Annotated in this window: 14 protein-coding genes; 5 read left to right on the top strand and 9 right to left on the bottom strand. The window is 71.8% G+C overall.

The features are described 5' to 3' along the window. Positions 1-379 precede the first annotated feature (379 nt). Entirely contained in the window at positions 380-1,069 is a 690-nt protein-coding gene (locus tag ABIA38_RS38855; protein WP_355538171.1) for a metal-dependent transcriptional regulator, read from the bottom strand. Between the two features lie 462 nt (positions 1,070-1,531). Between ABIA38_RS38855 and ABIA38_RS38860 the strand changes: the two genes are divergently transcribed. After that, entirely contained in the window at positions 1,532-2,278 is a 747-nt protein-coding gene (locus tag ABIA38_RS38860) for a sugar isomerase domain-containing protein (RefSeq protein ID WP_424643678.1), read from the top strand. Positions 2,279-2,286: 8 nt separating this feature from the next. Next, on the top strand, positions 2,287-3,096 hold the full coding sequence (locus tag ABIA38_RS38865; RefSeq protein ID WP_424643679.1) for a hypothetical protein: 810 nt from the start codon (positions 2,287-2,289) through the stop codon (positions 3,094-3,096). A 52-nt stretch (positions 3,097-3,148) separates the two neighbouring features. On the opposite strand, the gene ABIA38_RS38870 is transcribed toward ABIA38_RS38865, so the two are convergent. Both ABIA38_RS38870 and pdxH read right to left on the bottom strand, forming a co-directional pair. Next, positions 3,149-4,405: an MFS transporter gene (locus ABIA38_RS38870; protein WP_424643680.1), complete on the bottom strand. Its 1,257-nt coding sequence runs from the start codon at positions 4,403-4,405 to the stop codon at positions 3,149-3,151. A gap of 395 nt (positions 4,406-4,800) precedes the next feature. Beyond that, positions 4,801-5,433, bottom strand: coding sequence for a pyridoxamine 5'-phosphate oxidase (gene pdxH, locus ABIA38_RS38875; protein WP_424643763.1), 633 nt, complete (start codon positions 5,431-5,433; stop codon positions 4,801-4,803). Between the two features lie 392 nt (positions 5,434-5,825). Between pdxH and ABIA38_RS38880 the strand changes: the two genes are divergently transcribed. Together ABIA38_RS38880 and ABIA38_RS38885 are read left to right on the top strand one after the other, a co-directional pair. Beyond that, complete coding sequence (locus ABIA38_RS38880) at positions 5,826-6,938, top strand: citrate synthase 2 (protein WP_424643681.1); 1,113 nt, start codon at positions 5,826-5,828, stop codon at positions 6,936-6,938. Between the two features lie 186 nt (positions 6,939-7,124). Beyond that, the gene (locus ABIA38_RS38885; protein ID WP_424643682.1) at positions 7,125-8,072 is read left to right on the top strand and encodes a threonine/serine dehydratase; all 948 of its coding nucleotides are present in this window, start codon (positions 7,125-7,127) and stop codon (positions 8,070-8,072) included. Positions 8,073-8,116: 44 nt separating this feature from the next. Here ABIA38_RS38885 and ABIA38_RS38890 read toward each other — a convergent pair whose 3' ends face one another. Next, positions 8,117-10,990 (bottom strand): FAD-binding and (Fe-S)-binding domain-containing protein, encoded by a 2,874-nt coding sequence (locus tag ABIA38_RS38890; protein WP_424643683.1) that lies wholly within the window; start codon positions 10,988-10,990, stop codon positions 8,117-8,119. A 169-nt stretch (positions 10,991-11,159) separates the two neighbouring features. Between ABIA38_RS38890 and serC the strand changes: the two genes are divergently transcribed. Continuing rightward, positions 11,160-12,278 (top strand): phosphoserine transaminase, encoded by a 1,119-nt coding sequence (gene serC, locus ABIA38_RS38895; protein WP_424643684.1) that lies wholly within the window; start codon positions 11,160-11,162, stop codon positions 12,276-12,278. A gap of 73 nt (positions 12,279-12,351) precedes the next feature. On the opposite strand, the gene ABIA38_RS38900 is transcribed toward serC, so the two are convergent. From ABIA38_RS38900 to ABIA38_RS38920, 5 genes are all read right to left on the bottom strand, one after another. Then, the gene (locus ABIA38_RS38900; RefSeq protein ID WP_424643685.1) at positions 12,352-13,425 is read right to left on the bottom strand and encodes a hypothetical protein; all 1,074 of its coding nucleotides are present in this window, start codon (positions 13,423-13,425) and stop codon (positions 12,352-12,354) included. A 253-nt stretch (positions 13,426-13,678) separates the two neighbouring features. Further along, complete coding sequence (locus tag ABIA38_RS38905) at positions 13,679-14,440, bottom strand: maleylpyruvate isomerase family mycothiol-dependent enzyme (protein WP_424643686.1); 762 nt, start codon at positions 14,438-14,440, stop codon at positions 13,679-13,681. 108 nt (positions 14,441-14,548) lie between these two features. Then, positions 14,549-15,898 carry an MFS transporter gene (locus ABIA38_RS38910; RefSeq protein WP_424643687.1) on the bottom strand — a complete coding sequence of 450 codons (1,350 nt, stop codon included), beginning with the start codon at positions 15,896-15,898 and terminating at the stop codon, positions 14,549-14,551. A gap of 45 nt (positions 15,899-15,943) precedes the next feature. Beyond that, positions 15,944-16,375 carry a MarR family winged helix-turn-helix transcriptional regulator gene (locus tag ABIA38_RS38915; protein WP_424643688.1) on the bottom strand — a complete coding sequence of 144 codons (432 nt, stop codon included), beginning with the start codon at positions 16,373-16,375 and terminating at the stop codon, positions 15,944-15,946. Between the two features lie 112 nt (positions 16,376-16,487). Then, positions 16,488-17,942, bottom strand: coding sequence for an NCS2 family permease (locus ABIA38_RS38920; protein WP_424643689.1), 1,455 nt, complete (start codon positions 17,940-17,942; stop codon positions 16,488-16,490). Between the last annotated feature and the right edge of the window lie 169 nt (positions 17,943-18,111).

Below are 18,111 nucleotides of genomic sequence, written 5' to 3' on the forward strand. Positions count from 1 at the left end.
CCGTGAAACCGCAGGCGAATCAACGGGCACAGCCGAGTCCGGGCCCGAACCACTCGCCGCCCACGCCCCCGAAACCCCCGCCGCCCCCGACCCAGGTCGCGGCGCCCGACCACGCCACCCCGCCGCCCGTGAAACCGCAGGCGAATCAACGGGCACAGCCGAGTCCGGGCCCGAACCACTCGCCGCCCACGCCCCCGAAACCCCCGCCGCCCCCGACCCAGATCGCGAGGCCCGACCACGCCACCCCGCTGCCCGTGAAACCGCAGCCTTCCCACCCGGCGGTACGGGTGGGCGGGTGGGCGCCGCAAAGCCCCGCCCACCCCATGCGAAAGGCCCCCGAACCCGACACCCGGCTCCGAGGGCCCCACAAACCCCGCAACTACCTCGCGGCCACGAACACGTGCGACGCGACCTCCGGCGACAGTTCCGCGGCCTCACCGCCACTGCCCGCCATCACCCCGCCCGCGGACTCGTGCACGCTCACCACCGCCCCGGGACGAATCCCGGCCCGGCGCAGCGTGTACATCAACTGCGCGTCGGTCTGCAGCGGCTCGCCGAGCCGCCGCACCACGACGTTCTTCCCCTCCGGCCCCGCCGACTCCAGCAGCGTGACCAACCCGCCCTCCTTGAACGAGTCGGCGTGCAGCTCCTGGTCGAGTTCCTCCAGGCCCGGGATCGGGTTGCCGTACGGCGATTCCTTCGGGTAGCGCAGCAGTTCGAGCAGGCGACGTTCCACCTGCTCGCTGATCACGTGCTCCCAGCGGCACGCCTCCGCGTGCACCTGTTCCCAGGGCAACCCGATGACGTCCACGAGCAGGCACTCGGCGAGCCGGTGCTTGCGCATGACCCGCGTCGCGATTCCCCGCCCTTCGGGGGTCAGTTCCAGATGACGGTCACCTTCGACCGTCAACAACCCGTCCCGCTCCATCCGTGCCACGGTCTGGCTCACGGTCGGCCCGCTCTGCTCCAGCCGCTCCGCGATCCGCGCCCGCAGCGGGACCACACCCTCCTCCTCCAGCTCGAAAATCGTCCGGAGGTACATCTCCGTGGTGTCGATGAGTCCACTCACGACCAGCGGCTCCGTTCTTGGTGGTCCTGCCGGGCAATTCTGACGCACCTGGACCGCCGATGCGGACGTCCGGCCGATCGGGTCCTCGCGGCGAGCCCCCGAATGCGCCGTCCCGCGCGCTCCGCCGCGTCATCCGTACGTGTCGCCCGCCCGAGCGGGCCCACGTTGTCGGGTGCGTACGGTCATAACGTTCCGATATGCCGTTGCCATCCCGAAAGCCCCCACCCTCCTGCGGATCCCCCGATCGGGTATCCGTGCCGCCCGGGTGCCGCGGCGGCGAAAGACCCCTCGTCCCGACCGCCGCGAGCCGATCCGGCGGTAAGGTGCCGGATCCGCCCACGCACGGCGGACCCTGTATACGAAGCACGGAATACGAAGCACGGAACACGAAGCACCGAACACGAAGTACGCAACACCGACCGCGCACGAACCGAACGCACCGAACGAACGGGAGGACCGGGGATGGTCGAGCTGGGCGCGCGCTACCTCGACGCGGCGATCGCGCTGCTGGAGCGGCTGCGGGACGTGGAACTGCCCACGATCGACCGCGCCGCGGATCGGATCGCCGACGCGCTCGCGTCCGGCGGCCGGTTGTTCGTGTTCGGCGGCGGCCACTCCGCGCTCGCCGCGCAGGACGTGATCTACCGCGCGGGCGGCCTGATTCTGGCCAATCCGCTGATCGCCCCCGGCAACGACCTCGCGGTCCGCCCGATCACCGTCAGCAGCGCGGTGGAGAAGCTCGCCGAGCTGGCCGGCCCGGTGCTCGACGGCGCCGGCCTGCGCAAGGGTGACGCGCTCGTGGTGATCTCGCTGTCCGGGCGCAACGGCCTGCCGGTGGAGATGGCCCGCCGGGCCCGCGAGCGCGGCGCGCTGGTGGTCGGCCTCACCTCGGTCGTGGCCAGCGAGGCCGAGTCGCCGCGCCACCCCTCGGGCACGCGGGTCCTGGACAACTGCGACATCGTCCTGGACACCGCCGTCCCGCCCGGCGACGCCGCGCTCGAAGCGGACGGCGTACCCCAGCGGATCGGCCCGACCTCGGGCGTGGTGTGCTCGGCGGTGATGCAGACGCTGATGGTCGGCGTGATCGGCCAGTTGGTCTCCCGGGGGGTCGAACCCCCGGTGTTCATGTCCGCGAACGTCGACGGCGGAGCCGCGTGGAACGAGCGGTTGCTGGCCGAACACGCGGACCGGATCTTCTACCTGAGGTGAACCCGGCAGTGCAGCCCAACGCACGGTCCCAGTCGTCGGATCGACGATCCCCCGCCCACGACCGTCCCGAGCCGGGGTCGGCGCCGCCCCCGCTCGTGGTCGCCGCCCGGTTCAACGGGCCGCCGGGCATGGGCAACGGCGGCTACCTGGCCGGCCTGCTGGCCGGCCGCGCGGTCGGCGGGACGGCCTCCGGGGTGACCGTGACGCTGCGCCGGGCGATACCGCTGGACCGGCCGCTGGCGATCGAGCGGGGAGCCGAGGCGGGTGCGCCGACGGTGTTGCTCGACGCCGACGGGCCGATCGCGGAGGCGGTCCCGGTCGACCCGGCGCTGCCGCTGCCCGCCCCGATCGACCCGGTGACCCCGGCCGAGGCGCGCGCGGCGAGCGAGACCTTCGCCGGGTTCGACCCGTGGAATCCGTACACCGACTGCTTCGTATGCGGCACCGCCCGCGCCGAGGGCGACGGACTGCGGTTGTTCCCCGGGATGCTCGCCGATCGCCCGGACACCAACGCGTGTGTGTGGACGCCGCATCCGTCCCTGGTCGCGCCCGGGACCGAGCAGGTCGGGCCCGAGTTCGTCTGGGCCGCGCTGGACTGCCCCGGCGGCTGGACCGGGATGGACGCGGACACCGCGCTGTTGCTCGGCCGGATGACGGCGCATGTGTACGCGCTGCCCTACCCGGACGAGCCGTGCGTGGTGCTCGGCCGGCGACTGGGTCGGGAGGGGCGCAAGGTACGAACCGCGACCACGCTCTACGACGCCGAGGGCCGCCCGGCCGCGCACGCCGAACAGGTGTGGATCGCGCCGCGCGACTGATCCTGCCACCGGTCGCACCGGTCGGGCGGGGCGCACACCCCGGCCGACCGGCTCACGGCTGCGGATCGCGCGCGTCGTAGCGCCAGAACCCGCGCCGGCGCAGCGTCAGCGCGATCAGCAGGACCACGCACGCCAATCCGCCGCTGATCACCGAGATCCGCTCGGTGCTCAGCGCGGCCACCGTCCCGGACTCGAAGTCGCCCAACCGCGGCCCGCCGGCGACCACCACGATGAACACTCCGGCCAGCCGCCCGCGCATCGCGTCCGGGGTCGCGACCTGCATGATCGTGCTCCGGAACACCATGCTGACCGTGTCCGCGCAGCCCGCGCAGGCGAGCAGGATCAGTCCGAGCCACAACGGCCCGCCGAGCCCGAACACCGCGATGCACGTCCCCCACGCGAGCACCGCGAGCACCACCGCCCGGCCCTGCCGTTGCACGCGCCCCAGCCAGCCGGAGAACAGGCCGCCCGCGAGCGCCCCCACCGCCGGTGCCGCGACGAGCAGCCCGACCGTGCCGGCACCGCCGCCGTACAGCGTCGCGGCCATCGCCGGGAACAGTGCGCGGGGCATGCCGAACACCATCGCGACGATGTCGCTCAGGAAGACCATCCGGATGTTCGGGCGCCCGCGCAGAAACCGCAGCCCGTCGAGCACCGAGGCCCGCTTGCGCCCGTCCGCGCCCCGGGTGGGCGGCATCGCGGGCAGTCGCCACATCGCGTACAGCGCGGCGGAGAAGGCGATCGCGTCGATCAGGTAGGCGGCCTGGAAGCTCCACAGGCCGATCACCAGGCCGCCGAGCATCGGCCCGACCGTCATCGCGAGCGCCATGGCTATCGAGTTGAGCGCGTTGGCCGCCGGCAGCCGGTCCGCCGGGAGCAGCTTGGGGATCATCGAGCTGCGCGCCGGGTTGTTCACCGCGAAGAACGCGGACTGCACCGCCACGGCGGCGTACAGCAGCCATACCTGACCGAGGTCCAAAAACGCCTGTAAGGCCAGCACGATCGACACCGAGGACAACCCGGTCGCGGTGACCAGGCCGACCAGTCGGCGGTCCCGGCTGTCCGCGATCGCGCCGCCGAGCAGGCCGAACACGATCAGCGGGACCACCGAACACAGGCCCACCAGGCCGACCGCGAAGTTGGACCCGGTCAGGTCATACACCTGGATCGCCACCGCGACCGCGGTCATCTGCTGACCGAGCGAGGAGACCGAGTGGCCGAACCACAGGCGGCGGAAGTAGGGGAACTCGCGCAGGGGGGTCACATCCGCGAGCACGGCTTTGGCAAGGCGCTTCGAGGCAGTGGGCACCCGCGCTATCCAATCCCAATGTGCCCTGCATCTATTCCTGATTCCGCTGTGGGATCCGGCACCCCGAAAACCCGTTGCACCGGTCCTGGCGCCGATCTAACCTCACTGGCACACGGGAGAGGAGGTGGTCTGAAGTTGCATAGCATTCGGACGCGTGAGGTGGCTGCCCGCTAGCCGCCACTCCGGTTTTCCGGCTCGGCAGGCCCCGTCGTGAGTGCACCGCGACGGACGCAGGCAGGCGGCCGGCAACACCAGGCAGACACCCGACCCGCAGGTCGCCGGGATCGTCCCCCGGCCTTCGTGCCACCTCGCCGAGGTGCACGGAGAAGCGACCTGCGGGTCGCTGTCGTTCCGGTCCGGTCCGGTCCGGTCCGATCACCGTTGAGCCGGTCGGCTCACGGGCTCAGCCGTTCGACCCACCATCGCGATCCCGGGTCGCCCTCGCGTCGATAGCGCAGCCGGTCGTGCATCCGGTTCTCGCGCCCCTGCCAGAACTCCACCGCGTCGGGCCGGACCCGGATACCACCCCAGAACTCCGGCACCGGGATGTCGTCGATGCCCGCGAACCCGGCCTCGGCCTCCGCGTACCGCTTCTCCAACTGCTCGCGCCCGGAGACCACCGCGGACTGTTCGCTGGCCCAGGCGCCGATTTGCGAACCACGCGGCCGGGAGCGGAAGTAGGCGGCGGTGGTCTCCCGCGCCACTCGTTCGGCGGAGCCGGTGACGATCACCTGGCGGGCCAGCGCATGCCAGGGGAAGAGCAGGCTCACCGCCGGATTCGCGGCCAGCTCGCCGCCCTTGCGCGAGCCGTAGTTCGTATAGAAGACGAAGCCGTCCTCGTCGAAGTCCTTGAGCAGCACGGTGCGGGTGCTGGGCCGGCCCTCCGGCGTCGCGGTGGCCACCACCATCGCGTTGGGCTCGGGCAGTTCGGCCGCGGCCACCTCGGCCAGCCACGCGGCGAACAGCGGGAAGGGGGTCGGCGGCAGGGCGCCGACGTCGATGCCCGCGCCTCGGTACTGGCGACGCATCGCGGCCAGTTCGGTGAACTCCACGGACAACGACTACCACTCGGCGCCCGTTGCCGGGGCAACCACCCCCAACCGGGTGACGTCCGGGTATTCGAACCCGTTTCGGGTTGTGCCGGACCTCACTCGCCTCGGCGTGTTCCGGCGTAGGTCGTCTCGATATCGAGAGATATCCTGATCGACGGACTTACGATCGGACCATGTTTCAGGCGAGGCACCATCCCCGGCCTCGCCCGGACCGAGCGGAACACCTCCCCGAATCACCGGCGGACCCCAGGTGCGGAGCCTGATCGGCACCATGCGCCCCGGCCTGGCTCGGGGAAGACATCGTGTGCCGGCCCGGGGTATGAAGGACCCGGCCACAAGTCAGTCGAGATCGCATGAGGAGCCGCCTGATGTCCGAGTTCGTACCCGGGCTCGAAGGAGTCATAGCGTTCGAGACGGAGATCGCCGAACCCGACAAGGAGGGTGGCGCGCTCCGGTACCGAGGTGTGGACATCGAGGACCTCGTCGGCCACGTCTCGTTCGGCAATGTCTGGGGCCTGCTGGTGGACGGGGCGTTCAACCCCGGCCTGCCGCCGGCCGAACCGTTTCCGATCCCGATCCATTCCGGCGACATCCGCGTGGACGTGCAGAGCGCGCTGGCCATGCTCGCCCCGGTGTGGGGTCTGAAACCGCTGCACGACATCGACGACGCCCAGGCGCGGGACGACCTCGCCCGGGCCGCGGTGATGGCGCTGTCGTACGTCGCCCAGTCGGCCCGCGGCCTGGAGAAGCCGATGGTCCCGCAGAGCGAGATCGACAAGGCGCAGACGATCGTCGAGCGCTTCATGATCCGCTGGCGCGGCGAGCCGGACCCGCAGCACGTCAAGGCGGTGGACGCCTACTGGACGTCGGCGGCCGAGCACGGGATGAACGCCTCGACGTTCACCGCGCGCGTGATCGCGGGCACCGGCGCCGATGTCGCGGCGTGTCTGTCCGGCGCGGTCGGCGCGATGTCCGGCCCGCTGCACGGTGGTGCGCCCTCGCGCGTGCTGCACATGATCGAGGAGATCGAGCGCACCGGCGACGCCACGGCGTATGTCAAGGGCGTCCTGGACCGCGGCGAGCGCCTGATGGGCTTCGGCCACCGGGTCTACCGGGCCGAGGACCCCCGGGCGCGGGTGCTCCGACGGACCGCCAAGGAGCTGGGGGCACCTCGCTACGAGGTGGCCGCGGCGCTGGAGAAGGCGGCCCTCGAAGAACTCCAGGCCCGGCGCCCGGACCGGGTGCTGGCCACCAACGTGGAGTTCTGGGCGGCGGTGATGCTGGACTTCGCCGAGGTGCCGGCACACATGTTCACCTCGATGTTCACCTGCGCCCGGACCGCCGGGTGGAGCGCACACATCCTGGAGCACAAGCGCACCTCGCGCCTGGTCCGCCCGGCCGCCCGCTACATCGGCCCGGGCACCCGCCCGATCACCGAGGTCCCCGGCTACGACGACACGGTCCGCACCCTGAAGCACTGACCGGTCCGCTCCACCAAACCCCGCTCCCGAACCCGGGAGCGGGGTTTCGCGTCCCCCGACCTGCCCGCAGGCCCCGCCGGGCCACAGCCGTGCCCCCCGACCCCGACGTGATCGGCACGTTCACCGGCGTCCTCGCGGAGGGTTCGGCCCCCGTCGGCGGGCGGACAGCGCATAGGGTCGTCCGTCATGGATACCGCCACGCCGGAACTGACCTATGGCGACATCAGGAACGCCGCCGAGCGCATCGTCGGGCTGACCCAGCCGGTCACCGTGATGCCGATCCATCCTTCGCCGCACGTGTGGTTGGCGTTGGAGTACATCCAGCACACCGGGTCGTTCAAGGCGCGCGGCGCGGCGAACTTCACCACCGCGCATGTCGAGGCGGGCACGATGCCGGACGCGGGTGTCGTGATCGCCTCCGGCGGCAACGCGGGCCTGGCCTGCGCGTGGGCGGCGCGCGGCGCGGGGGTCACCGCGACCGTGTTCCTGCCCGAGACCGCGCCGCGGATCAAGGTGGAGCGGCTGCGCTCGTACGGCGCCGACGTGTTGCTGGTGGGACGCGAGTACGCGGACGCCCTGGAGGCGTCCCGGCGGTTCGCCGAGGAGACCGGTGCGCTGATGTCGCACGCGTACGACAATCCGCTGATCGCAGCGGGCGCAGGCACCCTGGTTCCGGAGATCCTCGCGAGTGTGCCCGGGAAGCTGGACACGATCATCGTCGCGGTCGGCGGCGGCGGCCTGTTCGCGGGCGTGGCCACCGCCGCCGAGGAGCACGGGATCCGCACGGTCGCGGTCGAGCCGGACCACTGCCGGGCCCTCAACGCCGCGCTTGAAGCCGGCAAGGTGGTGGACGTCCCGATCGACTCGGTCGCCGCCGACTCGCTGGGCGCACGCCGGGTCTCCGAAACGGCCCTGGCCACGGCCCAACGCACCGGCGCCTTCTCGGTCCTGGTCTCCGACCGGGCCATCATCGAATCCCGCCAGGCCCTGTGGGACAACTTCCGCATCGTCGTCGAACACGCCGCCGCCACCGCCCTGGCCGCGCTCTCCACGGGCGCGTACACCCCGGCCGAAGGCGAAAAGGTCGCGGTAATACTGTGCGGCGCCAACACCGACCCGGGCGACCTGGTCTGACCGACCCCGACGCGGGGACCGGGCCGACCGGTCCCCGCCGGGGGTCAGGGACGGCGGGTTCGAGCCGGCTTCGTGTGCACTGCGGCCGGCGGCAACGCCCCGGCCAGGAGTTCGGCCAGATGTACCGGCTTGTGGTCGGTCAGGTGGGTGATCTGGGTGTGGCAGCTGAAGCCGTCGGCCAGGGTCGTCGCGTCGGGGGAAGCGGCGGCCAGGGTCGGGAGCAGGCGGTCCTCGGCCACCGCCCGGGAGACTTCGGCGTGTGTCGCCTCGAAGCCGAAGTTGCCGGCCAGGCCGCAACAACCGCCGGCCAGGGTGCCGGTCAGGCCGGCCCGGGCGCGCAGCCTGCGGTCCGGGCCGTCGCCGAGCACCGCGTGTTGGTGGCAGTGGAGTTGGCCCGTCACCTCGCGGTCGAGCCGGGGCGGGGACCAGTTCGGCGCGAGGTCCTCGAGGGCCTGGGCGAAGGTCTTGACCGACTCCGCCAGGCCCTTGGTCGCCGCGTCGCCGAGACCGAGCAGTTCCGGGACGTCGGTACGCAGCGCCGCCGTGCACGACGGTTCCAGGCCGACGATCGGCAGGCCGGCGGCCAGGGCCGGGCGCAGCGTACGCAGCGTACGGGTCATCACCCGTCGCGCGATGCCCAGTTGGCCCGTCGAGACCCAGGTCAGGCCGCAGCACACCGGGCCCGGTGGGACCACCACCTCCAACCCGGCGGCCTCCAGGACCGCGACCGCCGCTCGGCCGACCGAGGGGCGGAAACGGTTGGTGAAGGTGTCCGGCCACAACACCACCCGAGGACGCGAACTCCCGGTCACCCGCGGCCGATCGCGCCACCACCGGGTGAACGGCTCGGCCGCGAGCGGCGGAATCGGCCGGGCCCGGTCCAGGCCCGCGAGCCCGAGCGCCGCCCGCCGCAGCGCCGGCACCCCCGCCGCCGCGTTGACCACCCCCGCCAACCCCGGCACCGCGCCCACCGCACGCGCCCACACCGGCAGGTTGCCCAGCGCGTAGTGCGCCGCCGGCCGCACCCGGCCCCGATAGTGGTGGTGCAGGAACTCGGCCTTGTAGGTGGCCATGTCCACATCCACCGGGCAGTCGCTGCGGCAGCCCTTGCAGGACAGGCACAGGTCGAGCGCGTCGCGCACCTCGGTGGACCGCCAGCCGTCGGTGATCACCTCGCCGATCAACATCTCGTGCAGCATCCGGGCCCGCCCGCGCGTCGAGTGCGCCTCCGCGCCGGTGACCCGGTACGACGGACACATCACCCCGCCGGACGTGTTGTCCGCCGACTCGCGGCACTTGCCCACCCCCACACAGCGCCGCACCGCCGCCGCGAAGTCGCCGCCGTCGGCCGGGTAGCCGAACTCCACCGACACCGGCGTACGCATCCCGGTGAAACGCAGATTGCCGTCCACAGGGTGTGGACGAACCAGGATGCCCGGGTTCAGCAGCCCGGCCGGATCCCAGATCGCCTTGAACCGGCCGAACAGTTCGACGATCTCCGGCCCGTACATCCGCGGCAGGAACTCGGCCCGCGCCTGCCCGTCGCCGTGCTCCCCGGACAACGACCCGCCGTGCGCGACCACCAGGTCCGCCAGGTCCGAGGAGAACACCCGATAGGCCGCCACCCCGCGCGCCGACAGCAGATCGAAGTCGATTCGGATGTGTACGCAACCCTCGCCGAAGTGCCCGTACGGCAATCCGCGCAGCCCGTGCCGCGTCATCAGCTCGGCCAACTCGCGCAGATACGCGCCCAGTCGCTCCGGCGGTACCGCAGTGTCCTCCCAGCCCGGCCACGCCTCGGCGCCGTCGGCCATCCTGGTCGCGGTCCCCGCCGCCTCCTCGCGGATCCGCCACAGCGCCCGCTGCCCGGCCGGATCCACCACCACCCGCGCCGGCCCGGCACCGGCCAGCGCGTGTGCCCGCACGATCGCCTCCTCGACCGTGTCCGCGCCGACCTCGACGAACAACCAGGCCGCGCCCGGCGGCAGTTCGACATCGTGCGCCGAGCCGGCCAACGCGACCAGACCCGCGCTCAGGCTCTCCACGGTCAGCGGCCCGTGCGGCAACAACCCCGGCGCCGCGTCGGCCGCCGCGAAGTCGTCCGGGAAGCCGAGCACGGCCAACACCCGCGCCCTCGGCGGCTCGACCAGCCGCAGGCCGGCCCCGAGCACCACCACGCAGGTCCCCTCCGAGCCGACCAGGGCCCGGGCCACGTCGCGGCCGTGCTCGGGCAACAACCGGTCCAGCGCGTATCCGGAGACCCGGCGCGGCAGCGCCGAAAAGCCGCGCCGCAGCAGCGCCAGGTTCACGTCGGCCAACTCGGCCAGCGCCGCGTGGATCTCCGCCGCGCGGCCCGCGGTCGGCACCGGCCGGTCCCGGCCGACCCGCATCCGCACCCCGTCCACGGTCGCGATGTCCAGCCACTCGACCTGAGCGCCGGTCCGCCCCCAGGCCACCGAGTGCGACCCGCACGCGTCGTTCCCGATCATCCCGCCGAGCGTGCAGCGGCTGTGCGTGGCCGGATCCGGGCCGAAGGTGAGCCCGTGTCGGCCGGCCGCGCGCCGCAGGTCGTCCAGCACCACACCCGGCTCGACATGCGCGATCCGGGTCACCGGGTCCACGTCGTGGATCCGGGTCAGATGCCGGCCGAGGTCGAGCACGAGTCCGTTGCCCGTCGTCTGCCCCGCGATGCTGGTCCCACCGCCGCGCACGGTCACCGGTACGCCCCGCTCGTGACACACCGCCAGCGCCGCGAGTACGTCGTCCGCGTCCAGTGGCGCGACCACCCCCGGCGGCACCGCGCGGTGATTGGAGGCGTCCATCGAGAACAGCGCCCGCGCCTGCGCGTCGAACCGCACCTCCCCGCGCACCCGGGCCCGCAACGCGTCTTCGAGATCCCCGAACCGTGCCGTCACCACGCCATCCTCACCCGAGCCGCCTCCCGACCGGGCGAAAACCGCAGAACCGGCGACCGCCGAGGGCCCGACCGTCCACCCGCCGAGACGCCCCGCGCCACATGCCGGCCACGATCGTCTCATTGTGCGGAATACACATCACCCACGAATCGGACACGACTACGCTCTCCGCGTGGCCGAGATCCAGATTCCCGCAGCGCTCATGCCCGCCGACGGCCGGTTCGGTTCGGGCCCGTCCAAGGTACGCCCCGAGGCACTCGCCGCTCTCGCGGCGACCGGTACCTCTCTCCTGGGCACCTCCCACCGGCAGGCGCCGGTGCAGAACCTGGTCCGCCGGGTTCGCGAAGGTGTCGGCAGCCTGTTCTCCCTGCCCGAGGGCTACCAGGTGGTCCTGGGCAACGGCGGTGCCACCGCCTTCTGGGACATCGCCGCGTTCGGCCTGGTCGAGCGCAAGTCCCAGCACCTGTCGTTCGGCGAGTTCTCCTCGAAGTTCGCCACGTCGGTCAAGGCCGCACCGTGGCTGGCCGAGCCGACCGTACTCAAGTCCGAGCCGGGCACCCACCCGCTGCCGCAGGCCGAGGCGGGCGTGGACGTCTACGCCCTGACCCACAACGAGACCTCGACCGGTGTCGCGATGCCGATCGCCCGCCCGGCCGGCGCCGACCCGGGTGCGCTGGTCCTGGTCGACGCGACCTCGGCGGCCGGCGGGCTGCCCGTGGACGCGGCCGAGACCGACGTCTACTACTTCGCGCCGCAGAAGAACTTCGCCGCAGACGGCGGGTTGTGGCTGGCCGCGTTCTCCCCGGCCGCGCTGGAGCGCGCGCAGCGGATCGCCGCGTCGGACCGGTACATCCCGCCGTTCTTCGACCTGGCCACCGCGATCGACAACTCGGTCAAGGACCAGACCTACAACACGCCGGCGCTGAGCACCCTGTTCCTGCTCGCCGACCAGCTGGACTGGATCAACGGGCAGGGCGGCCTGGACTGGGCCGTCGCGCGCACCGCCGACTCGTCGGGCCGGCTCTACGCGTGGGCCGAGAAGTCCGCGTACGCGAGCCCGTTCGTGGCCGACCCGGCAGCCCGTTCGCAGGTCGTCGGCACGATCGACTTCGCCGACTCGATCGACGCGGCGGCGGTCGCCAAGGTGCTGCGCGCCAACGGCATCGTGGACACCGAGCCCTACCGCAAGCTGGGCCGCAACCAGCTGCGCGTGGCGATGTTCCCGGCCGTCGAGCCGGCCGACGTCGAGGCGCTGACCGCGTGCGTCGACTTCGTCATCGAGCAGCTCTGATCCACCTGCCGCACACCTGAAGGGCCGTCACTCCGGGAACCCGCCCCGGAGCGGCGGCCCTTCGTCGATCGGGTCAGGCCTTCCCGCGCCTGCGCCACCGGAACACCCGGCGGCCGAGCAGGAACAACACCACCAGCCCCGCCACCGCCAACAGGCCCGGCCCGTACGCCTTGGCCTTCCCCACCCCGAACCGGGCGTCGCCCTTGTCGGCGGTGGCGGCGGCGGTCGGCTCGCCGGTCTGCGTACCGAGCCGCACCGTCCCGCCGGGCGCGCTGCGCACCGAATCCGGGCGGTTGTCGCCGGCGAGCACCACCCGGCGGACCTGACTCCGCTTGCCCTCGCTGCCGAACAACAACTCGCGGCCGTCCCGGCTCCAGGCGACCGACTCGCCCTGGCGCTGGATCGGCACGTTCACCCCGCCCAGTTCCCGCCCCGGCGCGGCGAACACCGTGGCCGAGAAGTAGCCGCGCAGCACGAACCGCGAACCGTCCGGCGCGAACGCCCCGTCCGTGACGATCGCACCGCCGGCCGCGATCCGCCGGAACGTGTTGAGCCCGGTGGTGGAGAGTTGCTCGGGCTGCTCGTACAGGCCGCCCTCGGCCTCCTTGCTCGCGATGTAGAGCTTGTTCGTACGCGGGTCGAGGAGCAGCGCCTCGGCGTCGCGCGGGCCGTCGTCGTAGCGCACCCGGAACTTCGTCGGCTTGATCGTCGCGTCGGCGAGCGTCGTGGGTTCCGTGAAGCGGTAGATCCACACCTCGGGCCATCGGCCCCGGTGGTTGTCCCCGATGTCGCCGACGAACAGCGCCGGATTGCCGGCGTCGTCCTTGCCGACGGTGATCGCCTCCCAGTCGCGCGCGTCCACGCCGGCCAGCGTGATGGTCGCCTTGGTCGCGCCGTCCTTGCCGATCGCGAAGACCCGGGGTTTGTCCCCGCTGTCGTTGTGCGTCCAGTAGACGTCCGGGTGCAGCGCACTGGCCACCAACCCGCTGGACTCGGTGATCCGGTCGTCCTCGATGGTGAACAGCACGTCCGAATCGGCCGCCGCCGACCCGGCCGCCGCGAATACGGTGACCGGCGCGGCCACCAGCGCGCCGGCCGCGAACAGGGCGCCACGGGCGCGGAGTCGGCTGCGTATCGCGCGCGTCACGCGCTGCTCCGGGTCATGGGTCCAGCCTGCCGGCCCGTTCGACATCCGGTTCGAATGCCCGATCGGCGGGCCGGCCCGGGCAACCGTTGCGGCTGGTGCCGCACTAGCGCATCAACGCGCCGATGATCACGGCGATGAGCAGGAGGGCCAGGGTGGCCGTGACGACGCGGGTTCTGGTGCGGGGATTCACGCCCCAGAGCCTACGCGGCCGGTGGGTGCGGCCGAATTCCGGCCGCACCCGTCCGCCGTCGGATCACACCATCGAGGCGGCGAGCCGGCGGCGAAAGGCCGCGAGCACCGTGCGGTCCCCGGTCTGCGACACGACCGTGCCGGGCCGTCGGCCCCACAGGTAGAGCAACAGTTCGGCGGGCTCCCCGGTGACCGCGGCGTCCGCGAAGCCCGGTTCGCGCGACATGGTGACGCCGGAGTGCTGCATGGTGAGCCGCCAGTGGTGCCGATTGCTGTGCACGCCGATCGTGCGCCCGCTCGCGCCGTCGCGCGCGCCGCCGTCGTAGTGCGCCGGCAGCAGTACACCGAGCACCTCGTCGATGCCGTCGAGCGCCTGCTGGGCGTCCAGTGGTCCCGGGGTGCCGACCGCCATCTCGACGTCGGCGCGGTGCACGGCGGCCTCGCGTGCCATCCGGCGGACCAGGAAGCCGGCCGTGCCCGGCTCGGGCCGCTCGCCCTCGGCGACCTCGACCGGCCCGGGATCGAGCGTCTCGCCCTCGATCGCATCCTGCGGCTCCCGCCTGGCCAGTTCGGCGACCAGCGCCGCGTGTGCCCGGGTGTAGGTGTCGAGCAGATCCCCCTTGGTGCTCTCGCCGTCCGACTGCGGACGGTGCTCCGGGCTCAGTTGCCCGGTGGCGCTGGTGTACATGAGCACGGAATGTCGTACGACGTCGGCGACCGTCCAACCGGGACAGGACGGTACCGGCGCGTCCATGTCCGTGACGGCCGCCTGGCCCAGGCGAAGGCCCTCCGCCTGGAACAGGTGCTGGAACCGCACGTAGTCCATTCGTCAAGAATTCCAGCGGTTCGGGTGACGTGTCGATGGCGTGCGTCACCCGTGCGTGTGAATCCCGCGTCAAGAAATGGTGTGTCGCACACACGTACTGACGCTGTGTCAGATCTTGACCACAGGATTACCGAACTCGGACCGTGTCGCCGTGACGGCGACCGGCGCGGGCCGCATCGCGCGCACCACGCTGCCCGGCCGCAGCCGAATTCCCGCATGCCGGGCGAGCAGCACGCCGACCACGAGCGCCGCGACCAACGAGATCAGGCCACCCATGAACAACCCGGTCCGCGGTCCGAAACTCTCCGCGAGCCAGCCGGTGAGCGGACCGCCCAGCGGCGTGCCGCCCATGAACACGAGCATGTAGATGCCCATCACCCGCCCGCGCATCGCCGGATCGCTGCCCAGCTGCACGGTCGAGTTGGCCGCCGTATTGAAGGTCAGCCCGGCGATCCCGATCGGCACCAGGAGCAGCGCGAAGCTCCAGTAGCCCGGCATCAGCGCGGCGATCGTCTCCAGGAGACCGAACACGACGGCCGCGCCGACCAGCACCCGCAACCGGGTCCGACCGCGCTTGGCCGCGAACAGCGCACCGGCCAGCGAGCCGGCCGCGAACACCGTGTTGAGCAGCCCGAACGAGCCGGGTCCGGCGTGGAAGACGTCGTTGGAGAAGGCCGCGAGGGTGACCGCGAAGTTGTAGCCGAAGGTGCCGATGAAGCCGACCAGGGCGATCGCCACCAACAGATCCGGCTTGCCGCGCACGTAGCGCAGCCCCTCGCGCAACTGCCCCTTCTCGCGCGGCACCACCGGCATCGTGCGCAGTTCGCTCTCGCGCATCGCCAGCAGGCCGAGCAGGACCGCGATGTAGGACACCGCGTTGACCACGAACACCCAGCCGGTGCCGATCGCGGTGATCAGCAGCCCGCCGACGGCGGGGCCGACGATCCGGGCGAGTTGGAAGTTGGCCGAGTTCAGGCTGACCGCGTTGGCCAGGTCCTTGCGGCCGACCATCTCGATCACGAAGGCCTGCCGCGCGGGGTTGTCCACCGCGGTGGCCATGCCGAGCCCGAAGGCCAACAGCCATACGTGCCACACCTGGACGGCGTCGCTCAACACCAGCACCGCGAGCACGGCGGCGAGCAGACCCATCACGGTCTGCGTACCGATCAACAGCAGCCGCTTGCGGTAACGATCGGCGATCACGCCGCCCCACAGGCCGAACAGCAGCATGGGCAGGAATTGCAGGCCGGTGGTCACGCCCAGCGCGGTCGCACTGCCGGTGAGCTTGAGCACCAGCCAGTCCTGGGCGATGCGCTGCATCCAGGTACCGGTGTTGGACACCGTCTGACCGGCGGCGAAGAGTCGGAAGTTGCGGTTTCGAAGTGATGAGAAGGTGCCGGCTGTCGCCGCCACGGGCGCCCCTTTCGTGGTACGGATCGGCCTGGGCCGGATGTACACCCGTCCCTGAACCGAACCGACCGCGACGCGGGGCGCGCCGAACGACTAGGCCTGCGCGAGCTTCTCCAGCACCGGCAGCGCCGCTCGCAACGCCTCGGTTTCCTCCGGCGTCAACCGGGCGAGGTGCTCCGCGAGCCAGGCGTTGCCCAGTCGGCGGTTCTCCTCCACCACGGCGGCGGCGGGCTCGGTCGCGGAGACCACGACCTGCCTGCGGTCGTCGGCGTGCGGTTCGCGGCGCACCAGGCCGCGCTCCTCCAGGCCGGCGATCACCCGGGTCATCGACGGCGGCTGCACCTTTTCCTGCCGGGCGAGTTCGCCCGGAGTCATGGCGCCGCGCACCACGAGCACGGTCAGCACCGAGAGCTGCGTGGGACTCAGCGTCTCGTCGGCGCGCTGGTTGCGCAGCCGGCGAGAGAGCTTCAACACCGAGGCACGGAGGGCGGCCACCGTGGCACGGTCGGGTTCGGACAGGGACACGTTTTTTAGCTTAACTCTTTACTCTCGCTAACTTCCAATGCTTTGCCCGAACGGGATATTCCCAGCCGCCATGCGAGCGACCCGGAACCCGCCCCGAGGGCCGGCGGCGGCGCTACTTGACGCCCAGCACCTGCTCGATCGGGTCGATCGCGAAGTGCACCACGAACAGCGCCGAGACGATCCACAACAGCAGCGGAATCTCCCGCGCCTTGCCCACCGCCGTACGCAGCACCACGTAGAGCACGAAGCCCGCGCCGATCCCGGTGGTGATCGAGTACGTGAACGGCATCAGCGCGATCGTCACGAACGCCGGTGCGGCGATCGTCATGTCGTCCCACTCGATGTGCCTGATCTGCGTCATCATGAGCGCGCCGACCACCACCAGGGCGGGGGTGGCGGCCTGCGCGGGCACCAGCTTGGCCAGCGGGGTGAACAGCAGCGCGAGCGCGAACAAGCCGCCGGTGACCAGGTTGGCCAGGCCGGTCCTGGCCCCCTCGCCGACCCCCGCCGTGGACTCGACGAAGACCGTGTTGGAGGACGCCGAGGCACCACCACCGGCGATCGCGCCGACCGACTCGACGGTGAGGATGCGGCCCAGGTTGGGCACCTTGCCCTGCTCGTCGAGCAGTCCGGCCTCGCGGCTGACGCCGATGATCGTGCCCATGCCGTCGAAGAAGTTGGACAGCAGCAGGGTGAAGATCAACAACGAGGCGGTGATGAAGCCGACCCGGCCGAACGCGCCGAACAGGTCCACGTGGCCGATCAGTCCGAAGTCGGGCGTGTCCACGACGCCGTTCGCCTCGGGCGCGGTCAGCCCCCAGACCGACTTGTCCAGGCCGGCCGCGTTGTGCACGATCACCGCGAGCACCGTCGAGGCGATCATGCCGATCAGGATCGCGCCGGGCACCTTGCGCACCACCAGGACGAACGTCAGCAGCAGGCCGAAGCAGAAGACCACGGCCGGCCAGCCCTCGAGGGTGCCGCCGGCGCCGAGCGCGACCGGGACGGTGCTGTTCGCCTGGTCCGGAACACGGGTCACGACCCCCGCGCTGACCAGGCCGACCAGGGTGACGAACAGGCCGATGCCGACCCCGATCGCCTGCTTGAGCGCGAGCGGGATGGCGTTCATGATCGCCTCGCGCAACCCGGTCGCGGCCAGGATCAGCAGCCCGATCCCCTCCAGCACGACCAGGCCCATCGCCTCGTCCCACGTGGTCTGCGGCGCGATCTGGAACGCGACCATCGCGTTGATCCCGAGCCCGGCCGCCAGCGCGAGCGGCATGTTGCCGATCAGGCCCATCAGGATCGTCATCACCGCCGCGACCAGCACGGTCGCGGTGACCAGCTGCGGCTGGGACAGGTGGTGGCCGAACTTGTCCTGGGCCGACCCGAGGATGATGGGGTTCAACACGATGATGTAGGCCATCGCGAAGAAGGTGGCGAGCCCACCGCGTATCTCGCGCAGCGGCGACGAACCGCGTGCGGAGATCGCGAAGAAGCGGTCGAGAGCGCTCCTCGGCGTGGCGGGAACCTCGGGGGCGGTCGCGTCGGGGGCCTGGCGGGGCATGCGGAATCCTCGGAGCGTGGGAACGGGTAGTCGAGACACGCACACGGCACGGTGGGGACGAGTACCGGGAGACCCGCAAAAGAGTGCCAGACGCCACAGCCGAAATCGGAACCGGTCCCTCCGATTGTTCGTCGGGGCACGCGCGGGATCCGGATCGGCGGCCAAGTAG

Source organism: Embleya sp. AB8, from assembly GCF_049739465.1.
In the GTDB taxonomy this organism is placed as follows: domain Bacteria; phylum Actinomycetota; class Actinomycetes; order Streptomycetales; family Streptomycetaceae; genus Embleya.